Source organism: bacterium (assembly GCA_024228115.1).
Classification (GTDB): domain Bacteria; phylum Myxococcota_A; class UBA9160; order UBA9160; family UBA6930.
This window is the reverse complement of the sequence record JAAETT010000256.1, coordinates 1-3,356: the sequence shown is the minus strand read 5'-3', so window position 1 is coordinate 3,356 and position 3,356 is coordinate 1. Positions and strand designations below refer to the sequence as shown.

Here is a 3,356-nt window from a genome sequence, read left to right as displayed (position 1 = left end):
GATCTCACGCGCCAAGTCCAAGCCTGGCAAGACGATCGCAACCGAACGACGAAGGGCGTCGACTGGCAATTCACGACCCAACAAGCCCGCGTGAAACTGCGACGACTCTACCCCCAGCTTTTGGTGTGACAAGGGACTAGGAAGTGCGGGACGAGCGCGTCAGCGCCGGGAAGCTGGTGCCAGAACGCGAGCGGCGCCGGAGTGCAGTGCGTCCATCGAGGGATTCCAGCTACTTAGGCTCAGAAGACACCGGTTCGAGTCCAATCCGCCCCACCAGGAGCCAGACGTTTTCGTGTGGTTCGAAACAAGCGGGCTCCGACGACCGCGTCGGGAACTGCGGCGGCGCGGGGGTCACGCGGAGAGGCGCACCTGACTCACTTCTTGCCTCCTGCGCACCAGTGTGGGAAAAGGGGGGACTGGGACTCTTCCGAGGGGATGCGGATCATGAGCAGGCTGATCTTCCTGTTGGCGTTCTTCTATGCGAACACGGCATTCGCCGTACCGATCCTGGTGAACGGATCTCTTACAGGCCCGATCGCCAATTCGGCCGTTCCGGCGGGCTGGTCCGTCACTTCGTTTTCGCCGGACACCATGGACGAGAACAACAACATCGGGGTCATCGGTCTAGGCCTCTTTGGTGCAACCCCGTCGCCTTCGCCCGATGGTGGCACCTGGGTTGGTTTGTTCACGGTCGGGACGACGGTGGAGAAATTCGCTCAATCCGTTTCCGGTTTCTCGATCGGGCAATCGTATGAGATCTCGTGGTACCACTCGAATTTCGGCTATGCCGCTTCTACGAGCGATGTGTCGATCGAGGTATTCGTGGATGGCGGTTCGATCGGAGCGGGTCCCAGCATCGCTTTAGGCACTCCGTGGTTCAGTGAATCCCTCACGTTCGTCGCAACCGCAACGACGCATACGATCGAGTTTGGATCGATAGGGGCGGGCTAGGCGTACTCCGGCATTGATGGAATTGCCATTGCGCAAGTCCCCGAAACCTCAGTGTTCGCGCTGCTCTCGATGGGCCTTGCCGGTATGGCAGCAATCAAGCGCCGACGCGGACTGCTTGAAATTGAGAGCGTTGATACGCGAAGTGGTTGAACGAGGTGACCGGTGGGCATCGTCAAATGCAAACCGGTCTCTTCTCGATCGGGAGTGGTGAGGCTGAAGGCAAGCCTCACGAGCGCAAGGCGGCGCCCAGCCGCTTCTCTTACGGGTTGCAGGCCGCTCGGTCGCAGCATCTCCGCTCGCCACATGAAGAGCCCCTGATCCCGCTGAACGGCCCCAGCCTTCCAGCTCGGGCGGGGCTCAATGTCACATACCGAGTCGGTCCGAAGGCAGCACGCGCTCGGATGGCGTCGCTGCCCCGCAGCGGAATCCGGCCCCCGGACCACCGCGTATGACGATGCGCATACGAGGCCGCTGCCGGGGGATGGAACATATAGGGGACATGGCCGGGCAACCGGTTTGCGTTCGGGACGCACGAGGCGCCCCGGTGCGGAACGGAAGCCCGACGCGGGAGGTACGGTCATGGCTCGGATCCGTCCGTTCGTCGCCATGCAGGCGATGAAGAAAGCGCGTGACAACCCCGCCGATTCTGTGTCGGCCATCTATTGGCAGAGGCGATCCGCTGGCGCCCCTGCTCTTTCGGCCTGACAACTGAGGAGTTACAGGATGGGTTCAAGGAGAAACGAATCGTGGTTGGAGGGACGTCGATCGTTCGACGGTTTCCTGCAAGGGCTCGCAATCGTCCCCTTCTGGGAGTACATGAAGATCCTGGTGCCACTGACGATCGTGCTCCTGTTTGCATTCTCCCGCGAATACAGCATGAGCGTCGGAAGCGAGCGAGCAAAATTCCTCACGGCGGAAGCCGCGGTCATCCAGGCCGGCATTCGCCGGGTCGAACAAGGGAACGAGATTGCGACCGGCGATCTCTTCTTCTTCGGCGATCTGGCCCGTGAACTGATCGATACAGATACGGAGCTCGTTCCGTCATCGGTGCAGAGCGTATCTGCGTTCCTGCGATACCGGCCCAGCTACCAACAGGTCCAGTTCATCAACGCCGAGGGTCGGGAGTTCCTTCGCGCGGAGAACACATCCGATGGACCCCGCATTGCGGGGCCAAACGAGCTCCAGGACACGAGCGGATTCGATTATTTCACGGGAGCCATGCGCCTCAAGCCTGGCGAGGTATTCGTCTCACCTATCGACGCGGAAGTCGAGGGTGGAACGATCGCCTGGCCCTATCGGCCCGTGGTCCGCCTGGCGGCACCGATCGATGGCACAGCTGGCCAGCGAAGAGGAATCGTCGTGCTCAACGCGCACGGTGGACACTTCCTGCGGGAATTCGTACAGGATTCCCAAGTGAACGGAATCCAACGCATGGTCGTCAACTCCGAAGGCTACTGGGTCCAGCACCGCCCCAAGCTCGAAACGGGCCTCGTTCTCGAGTTGGGAAGGAGCTTCCAGGACTCGTTCCCCGAAATCTGGCCGCAGCTGCAGGCGAAGCCACGGGGATGGGTCGAGGCCCCCGAGGGCCGGTTCTATTTCGACACCGTCACGCCCCCACCTGTCGCTTCGGTGCCAGGGGGGAGCGTGGAAGACCTGCCGAACTGGATCTTCATCTCGTGGGTTCCGTTACGAGTGCTCGATGAGATCTCCGTTCGAGCGGCAACTCCCCTGCTGCTGCTCGCAACGCCGTTGTTCTTCACCTGCTTGGCGATCGGATGCCTGGCTGCAGTCGCCCGGAACAGGCAAAAGCTGGCGGACGAAGCGCTGAAGAGCGCCCAGGAAATCAAGAACGTCATGATGGTCGCTGCGCTCGACGGAATTGTCGTGATGGATCGAAAGGGAATCACCCTGGAATTCAATCCGTCTGCACAGGAGATCTTCGGCTATAGCCTCGAAGAAGCGCGGGGAAAGCTGGTCGCCGATCTGATCATTCCGGAGGAGCACCGCGAAGCCCACCGGGTGGGCCTGGAGCACTTCCTGGAGACGGGAGCCGGGCGGATCATCGACAAACACGTCGATGAACTGACCGCAGTTCGCAAGAACGGCGAGGAATTCCCGGTCGAACTGACGGTATGCCCGGTGATGGCCTCGGGAGAGCTGTTCTTCTACGGATTCCTCCGCGATCTCAGCGTGGCCGGTCGCGAGAAGGTCAAGGCAGACCTCGAAGCCGATCCGATCCCGAGGGCCTTGCGCGGATAGGAGTTTCAGTGCGACCAGGCTCTGCTGGTCGATTGGGATTGGAGGAGATGCGATGACTCCATGAAATTTCGATTCGTCGTCCAGCGGGTGCGAAACCCGCCCGGCCAGGGGTGAGCCCGCCCGAACCGGTAGCGAGCCTGGCGACG

2 protein-coding genes are annotated in these 3,356 nt (G+C 61.4%); both read left to right on the top strand.

Features of this window, described 5'->3' with window-relative positions; genetic code table 11:
- The first annotated feature begins 444 nt into the window (after positions 1 to 444).
- Positions 445 to 951, top strand: a complete 507-nt coding sequence (locus GY937_12225; GenBank protein ID MCP5057475.1) for a hypothetical protein — start codon at positions 445 to 447, stop codon at positions 949 to 951.
- Between the two features lie 750 nt (positions 952 to 1,701).
- Positions 1,702 to 3,210, top strand: a complete 1,509-nt coding sequence (locus tag GY937_12220; GenBank protein MCP5057474.1) for a PAS domain S-box protein — start codon at positions 1,702 to 1,704, stop codon at positions 3,208 to 3,210.
- The last annotated feature ends 146 nt before the right edge of the window (positions 3,211 to 3,356 follow it).